This is a genomic window from Reyranella sp., from assembly GCF_050185545.1.
In the GTDB taxonomy this organism is placed as follows: domain Bacteria; phylum Pseudomonadota; class Alphaproteobacteria; order Reyranellales; family Reyranellaceae; genus Reyranella.
In genome coordinates, this window is the sequence record NZ_JBFWZI010000030.1 from 49,109 (window position 1) to 55,358 (window position 6,250).

Consider the following 6,250-nt stretch of genomic DNA (forward strand, 5'->3'; position numbering starts at 1 on the left):
ATGAGAGTCAAGTTGCCGAGGATCTTATGCTGCGGGTCGGCACTCGCCGCCAGCCTGGGCTGCAGCGTGAGCAGGGACTGGCCGAGCTTCGTCTCGCTCCACAGCCATTCCTTGCGTGATCTGGCCGATCCCGGATCGGGGAAGGCCGCCGCCGCTTCGAGATAGTAGGCCCGGAGATCGTCGGTCGCCTCCTTCAGCGCCTGGGCAGGCGGCAGCGTGCCGTCGAGCGCCTGCATTACCAGCGCGCCGGCCGCCGACATGTCGAGGCCGGAGACGCCGACCGTCGTGCGGCCGAGCCTGTCACGCGAGCGATCGTACCAGGTGGCCAGCCGATCGATCTCGGCCGCCAGCGAATCGGTCGCGCTCGGTGCCAGGCTGATCGGGCAGGCCCAGCCGCTGAAGTCCGTGACCTCGGGCACGTGCTCGGAATGGTCGACGATTAGTGGCCCGTCGGTGCGCGCCAGGAGGTCGAGCGCCGCCTTGACGACGCGGCGCTGGAACGGCGGATCGTCGGGCGCGCCCAGCGGGCGGCCGAGCTCGAAGGTGACCCAGAGCGCGCGCGGCGGCCGGACGATCTCGGTGTGCTCGCGCACCAGGCTGATGCTGGTGGTCGGGATGCCCTGGCGCTCGAGGAAATGGCCCAGCGCGCCCACGGCGCGCGTGCAGGCGGGTCAAACCGGAACGAGCAGGGCGGCGTCGACGCCGTCCGCCTTCAGGAGCCCGGCGAGATGCGCGGCGTGCGGCTCGGCGGCGGCTGGCGGGAAGGCGCCCATGAAGGAGTAGTGCACCGACGCCATCGAGCCTACCGTGCCGTCCGCGACCAGCTCGCGCAGGCGGTCGATCGGGAAGGCGACGTTGAGATCCTGCTGGAACCCGGTGCGATCGAAGTTCACCGAGATGTGGCTCATCACCAGCTCGTTGGCCGGCGTCTCGGCCGGGATGATGCGATAGCTGCCGTCGCCCGGCCGGAACGGCCGGTCCCCGCGCTTGTGGAGGCCCGCCGTCGAGATGATGGCGACGCGCCGCTCGTCGAGCGGTTTGCCGGACAGGGCCGGCGTGTCGCCGTAGGTCGGGCATTCGATGCGGCGAAGATGCATCGCCTCGACCTCGGGCATGTCGCTGAGACGCCTGACCATGGACTCGGCTCCTACGCTGTGAACTTCCGATAGGTTTCGCGGGTGGCGATGATGGCGTGGTCGGCACAGCCGTTCTCGCGCTCGACATTGGCGCGCGCGTACTCCGGCGAGGTCATCATGGCGAGAAAGGCGGCGCGCGAGGGATAGCGGACCAGGGCGGCGTAGTCCCAGCGGTGCTGGTCCGGGATGCCGAGCGCCACGGCTTCGGCATTGCCGGCCCAGACAATGGTGCCGCCCTGCGCCTTGATCAGCTTGATGGTGAGGGCGCTGTAGCGCAGGTAGGCGTCCCGGCCGCTGCCGTTGCCGTCGAGCGAGCTTTCGCGAAAGCGCATGAGGTTCAACATGACGACCGGCTCGTCGTCGGGCAGCGCCTGCAGGGTTTGCGCGTTGAGATGCTCGATCATCGCGCGGGTTCCAGGAGGGCGAGCGCCGGCCGGGCAACGTCCTCGAGCTGCCGTCGCTGCGCGCCGGTGCGCGCCAGCACGCGGATGCCGGCCACGACACCCAGCAGGTGGGTGGCAACCGACTGGGCGTCGATCTTCCTTGGCACCTGGCCCGCCTTGCGGGCAGCGACGAGGTTGCGCTGGAAGAAGCCGCGAATTTCATCGAGGTAGCCCGATACGACGGCGCGGATTTCAGCGTCGTGCGGCGCCACATCGAGGGCCGAGTTGATCAACATGCAGCCCTTGCGGTCGGGATCCTCGAGCGAGCGCTCGACGATCTCCTCGATGAACGCAACGATCGCCTCTTTCGGCCGATGGCTGTTCTCCAGCCGGGCGATGCGCTCGCGCATCGAGCGTTCGGCGTAGCGCTGGAGCGAGCGAGAGAACAGGGCGCGCTTGTCGCCATAGGCGTTGTACAGGCTGGTGCCACCGATCCCCATCGCTGCGGCGAGATCGCGCACCGACGTTCCTTCGTAGCCGTGCATCCAGAAGCAGTCGACGGCGATGTCGACCGCACGCTCTTCATCGAAGGCTTTGAGGCGTGCCATGACGCGCATCAAAGCGCAGTTCTGGATCGGACGCTACAAAATTCTTCATTTCATGGTCCGGTCCGTGCTAGCGCCGCCTGCATGACGCAAACCGTCACCGACACGGCGCGCACGGCGAAACGCGAACGATGGGGCTTCGCCTCAGGCGCCGTCATGGCGCTCGGCGCCTCGCTGAGCTTTGCCGCGGCTCGCGCCGGAATCCTGGACGGCCTGGGCACGGTCGACCTGATCTTCGCCCGCTTCCTGGTGGCGGCGGCAATCATGCTGCCGTTGCTGGTGCACTTCGGTGCTTTCGATCTTGCGGGGATCGGCTGGAGGCGCGGGCTGATCCTCACCCTGCTGGGTGGAGCGCCCTTCGCACTGCTGCAGACCGGCGGCTACGCCTTCGCGCCGCTCGCCCATGGCGCGGTGATCGCACCGTCCACCGTCACCATCGTGAGCACGATCGGCGCTGCCTGGTTCCTGGGCGAGCGCCTGAGCCGCGATCACCTTGCGGGCGCGGCGATCGTGCTGGCGGGCGTCGTGCTGATCGGCTGGGACGGCCTGGTGCATGGGACAGGGGATCGCGCCTGGATTGGCGATCTCCTGTTCTTCGGCTCGAGCGTCCTGTGGGCCGGCTTCACCCTGCTGCTGCGCCACTGGCGCCTGTCGGCATTGCGGGCGATCGCCGTGGTCGCCGTCCTGTCCTGCCTGGTCATGACACCAGCCTACTTCGCGCTGGACGGAGCCGATCGGCTTGCGCTTCTGCCGGTCGGCGCTCTCGTGCTGCAGGGGCTGGTTCAGGGTGGATTGCAGGGAGTGGTCACCATGGTCGCCTACGGCCGTGCGGTGATCCTGCTGGGCGTCAGCCGCGCCGTGCTCTTTCCGGCCTGCGTGCCGGCAGTGTCGGTGCTGGTCGGCATCCCGATCGTCGGCGAGATGCCGGGACCCTTGCAGATCGGTGGGCTCGCCCTGGTGACTTTCGGATTGCTGACGACCGTCGGGATGTTCCGCTGGATCAGCGCAGCAAGGAACGTCAGCGCAGGAGGGAATGGATGAACGGCAGGGTCACGAAGGCCAGGACTGTGTCCGCCATGATCACGAAGGCCATCGTCTGCTCGTCGAGCTTGAACCGTCCCGCGATGATAAAGGACAGGAGCTGACTCGGCATCGCGCCTTCGAGAATGGCCGCATCGCGGTAGATGCCGGTGACCCCGAGCGGCACGACCGCCAGGGCGACGACCACCGGCGACAGCAACAGCTTGATCGCGGCGACGGGTGCAGCGAGCCCCATCAGCCGCGTCGGCTTGAATTTCAACGCCATGCCGAGCGACAGCATCATGATGCCGGTGACCGTGGTGGCGAGCAGCGCGGTCGTGTCCAGCACGAAGGCGGGACAGGCGATGCCCGAGCTCTTCCAGGCAATGGCGACGGCAAGCGCCCACACCGGCGGCAGTTTCAGCGCTTCCAGCACCGTCTTGCGGAAGGTGATCGCCTCCTCGGTGCCATGGGCGATGGCGATCATGGCGCCGATCGTCAGGTTGAGCGACGACTTGGTGACCTCGTAGAGTACCGCGACCTCGGTCACCTCGGCCGCCTCGCCGATGAAGGTGCCGAGCAGCACCGGCAGGCCGAAATAAGTGACGTTGCCGAATGCCGCCGCCAGGATCATGGCCCCCTTGGTCGGGCCGGGAATCGGCAGGAAGCGGAACACCAGGAAACCCGCGGCCAGGCAGACGAATACGCCGGAGGCCGCAACCAGCGGGATCTCGTAGAAGAGCCGGTCGATCGGTGCGCCCATGATCGAATGGAAGACGAGCGCCGGCAGGAAGACGTAGAGCACCATCTGATTCATGGCGCGCCGGTTGTCCTCCATCGACGGAATGAGCTGGCGCAGGAAGACGCCCAGCAGGGCGATCAGCGCGAGAGGGAGAAACACGCTCGTCATCGGGTTTACCAGGCAGTCGCTGGTCGTCGACGCCGGTTCGCGATGACCGGATGCCTCAGGCGGTATCCAGCTCGTTGTGCGGCAGGCGCGTGGTGCGGACCGCCATGGCGAGCGCGCGGCTGCCCAGGAAGCCGGCGAACAGGGCAGCGGCCGCCGCAAGATGTTCCGGATCGATCCAGACTTCCTGCAGGGCGGCGCTCGTGAAATCGATCAGCGCCAGTAGGACGAGCGCCATCGCCGCGATCGTGCCGTCGGCGGAGCGGCGCTGGCGCATCAGGCTCGACGCCTGATCGACCTGCATGGCCAACGCCCAGCCGCGCATGCGCCCGGCGACACCGCCTATCAGCAGGGCGGCCAGCCATTCGACATCGCTGGCGAGGTCGGCATCGAACACGCCGGCCAGCAGGATGAACGCCTCGACCATGGCGAGACAGGCGGGCATCGCCAGGCGCCAGATCTTCACCACGTTGCCGCGCGCCTGCGGCAGGATCGTCGAGAGGCAGATGACGGCGAGGACCACCGTGATCAGGTTCGAGAGGCTCAGCGGGGCAGTCATCGAGGTAACCATGGCATCGAACATCCGTGATCACAATCTAGTCGAGATCAGGAAGAACGCACTCCAGCCGGCGAGGTTGTTCTGCAGCACGACTGCGACGACGATCAGGCTGGTGATGATGCCGATCAGGCTCAGCACGACATGCAGGAAAATGAACGCTTCCAGCGACATGCCGAAGATCGTGAGGATCACGACCGGGGCCCTCAGCGCGCCACCTTGGGCACTCCTCCCAGATGACGCGGCAGGAAGGCCGTGAGCAGGCCCAGAAGCAGCAGGAACGGCGTCAGCCTGTAGACCGTCTCGATACCGGCAACATCGGCGATCTGGCCCATCGCCGCGGCACCGAGGCCGCCCAGCCCGAACGAGAAGCCGAAGAACATGCCGGCGACCAGCCCGACCCGGCCGGGCAGCAGATCCTGCGCATAGACCAGGATGGCCGAAAAGGCCGAGGCCATGATCATCGCCACGGTGACGGCGAGCACGCCGGTCCAGAACAGGTTGGCATGGGGCAGCATCAGGGCGAACGGCAGGGCACCGACGATGGAGAACCACATCACGGGAATGCGTCCGACCCTGTCGCCGAACATGCCGCCGGCGATCGTGCCGGCGACGATTCCGACCAGGAAGGCGAACAGGTAGAATTGTGCCGTCTGCACGTCGATGCCGAACTTGGCGATCAGGTAGAAGGTGAAGTAGGAGCCGAGGCTTGCGCTGTAGACGTTCTTGGAGAACAGCAGCGCCACCAGCACGGCCACGGCCGCGATGACGCGTCCGCGCGACAGCGCGGGCGCGCGCGTGGCGGCTACGGCAGCGTTGCCGCGCGCTGCGGGCTTCTGCGCCGCGCGGCGGCGCGCGTACCAGCCGCCGACTTGGAACAGCACCATCATGGCGACCAGTGCCGCGCCGGAGAACCAGACGAGGCTGTGCTGACCCGCGGGGATCACGATGAAAGCCGCGAGCAGCGGACCGGCTGCCGACCCCATGTTGCCGCCGACCTGGAACAGCGACTGGGCGAGGCCATAGCGGCCGCCCGCCGCCATGCGCGCCACCCGCGAAGCTTCGGGATGGAAGATCGAGGACCCCATGCCGATCAGCGCGGCAGCCATCAGGATCGACGGGTAGCTGTCGGCGCGCGACATCAGCAGCAGCCCGATCAGGGTGAAGCCCATGCCGGCCATCAGCGAATAGGGCTGTGGCTTCCTGTCGGTGGCGAAGCCGACCACTGGTTGCAGCATCGAGGCGGTGCACTGGAAGGCGAGCGTGATGAAGCCGACCTGGGTGAAGCTCAGTGCGTGTGAATCCTTGAGGATGGGATAGAGCGCCGGCACCAGCGACTGCATCATGTCGTTCAGCAGGTGGCAGAAGCTCAGCGAGAGGATGACGGCGAAGGTCGTGTTGTTGGCCGCCGTGGTCGATGCAGAGGACGTCGCAGCGGGCGCGGCTCCCGCCGCCATCGTGTTATCGGTCATCGTCTCACAATAGCAGGCATGCCCGGTGAAACCACCGTTGCGCCGGCAAGCCTGCGTTGCAGGGCTCATGCTCCTCCCCACGCAGTGACGAGGTGTCGCCGTCTTCGGCGACGGAGGGGTCATGGTCTTCTGGACCGCGGGCGTCCCGCCCGCACAAGATCACCAGATTAT

Annotated in this window: 8 protein-coding genes and 1 pseudogene; 1 reads left to right on the top strand and 8 read right to left on the bottom strand. The window is 67.2% G+C overall.

Translation table 11 applies throughout. The features are described from left to right. The 4 genes and pseudogenes from AB7O82_RS11300 to AB7O82_RS11315 form a co-directional block, all read right to left on the bottom strand. Nucleotides 1–653: pseudogene (locus AB7O82_RS11300) on the bottom strand (selenoprotein B); the annotation flags it as partial. A gap of 18 nt (nucleotides 654–671) precedes the next feature. Next, nucleotides 672–1,136, bottom strand: a complete 465-nt coding sequence (locus AB7O82_RS11305; RefSeq protein WP_428538538.1) for a glycine/sarcosine/betaine reductase selenoprotein B family protein — start codon at nucleotides 1,134–1,136, stop codon at nucleotides 672–674. 11 nt (nucleotides 1,137–1,147) lie between these two features. After that, the gene (locus AB7O82_RS11310; RefSeq protein WP_428538540.1) at nucleotides 1,148–1,540 is read right to left on the bottom strand and encodes a DUF1330 domain-containing protein; all 393 of its coding nucleotides are present in this window, start codon (nucleotides 1,538–1,540) and stop codon (nucleotides 1,148–1,150) included. Next, nucleotides 1,537–2,127: a TetR/AcrR family transcriptional regulator gene (locus AB7O82_RS11315; protein ID WP_428538542.1), complete on the bottom strand. Its 591-nt coding sequence runs from the start codon at nucleotides 2,125–2,127 to the stop codon at nucleotides 1,537–1,539. The genes AB7O82_RS11310 and AB7O82_RS11315 overlap by 4 nt, the downstream gene beginning before the upstream one ends. An 81-nt stretch (nucleotides 2,128–2,208) precedes the next feature. On the opposite strand from AB7O82_RS11315, the gene AB7O82_RS11320 reads away from it, so the two are divergent. Next, the gene (locus AB7O82_RS11320) at nucleotides 2,209–3,165 is read left to right on the top strand and encodes a DMT family transporter (protein WP_428538544.1); all 957 of its coding nucleotides are present in this window, start codon (nucleotides 2,209–2,211) and stop codon (nucleotides 3,163–3,165) included. On the opposite strand, the gene AB7O82_RS11325 is transcribed toward AB7O82_RS11320, so the two are convergent. From AB7O82_RS11325 to AB7O82_RS11340, 4 genes are all read right to left on the bottom strand, one after another. Then, the gene (locus AB7O82_RS11325; RefSeq protein ID WP_428538546.1) at nucleotides 3,143–4,045 is read right to left on the bottom strand and encodes an AEC family transporter; all 903 of its coding nucleotides are present in this window, start codon (nucleotides 4,043–4,045) and stop codon (nucleotides 3,143–3,145) included. The genes AB7O82_RS11320 and AB7O82_RS11325 overlap by 23 nt on opposite strands. 64 nt (nucleotides 4,046–4,109) lie before the next feature. Then, nucleotides 4,110–4,610, bottom strand: a complete 501-nt coding sequence (locus AB7O82_RS11330) for a hypothetical protein (RefSeq protein ID WP_428538548.1) — start codon at nucleotides 4,608–4,610, stop codon at nucleotides 4,110–4,112. 30 nt (nucleotides 4,611–4,640) lie between these two features. After that, complete coding sequence (locus tag AB7O82_RS11335; RefSeq protein WP_428538550.1) at nucleotides 4,641–4,802, bottom strand: hypothetical protein; 162 nt, start codon at nucleotides 4,800–4,802, stop codon at nucleotides 4,641–4,643. Nucleotides 4,803–4,813: 11 nt separating this feature from the next. Continuing rightward, nucleotides 4,814–6,079, bottom strand: coding sequence for an MFS transporter (locus tag AB7O82_RS11340; RefSeq protein ID WP_428538552.1), 1,266 nt, complete (start codon nucleotides 6,077–6,079; stop codon nucleotides 4,814–4,816). Nucleotides 6,080–6,250: the final 171 nt, after the last annotated feature.

Coding starts and splice junctions, on each gene's coding strand:
- AB7O82_RS11305 (WP_428538538.1), bottom strand. CDS start 1,136: ATGGTCAGGCGTCTCAGCGACATGCCCGAGGTCGAGGCGATGCATCTT.
- AB7O82_RS11310 (WP_428538540.1), bottom strand. CDS start 1,540: ATGATCGAGCATCTCAACGCGCAAACCCTGCAGGCGCTGCCCGACGAC.
- AB7O82_RS11315 (WP_428538542.1), bottom strand. CDS start 2,127: ATGGCACGCCTCAAAGCCTTCGATGAAGAGCGTGCGGTCGACATCGCC.
- AB7O82_RS11320 (WP_428538544.1), top strand. CDS start 2,209: ATGACGCAAACCGTCACCGACACGGCGCGCACGGCGAAACGCGAACGA.
- AB7O82_RS11330 (WP_428538548.1), bottom strand. CDS start 4,610: ATGACTGCCCCGCTGAGCCTCTCGAACCTGATCACGGTGGTCCTCGCC.
- AB7O82_RS11340 (WP_428538552.1), bottom strand. CDS start 6,079: ATGACCGATAACACGATGGCGGCGGGAGCCGCGCCCGCTGCGACGTCC.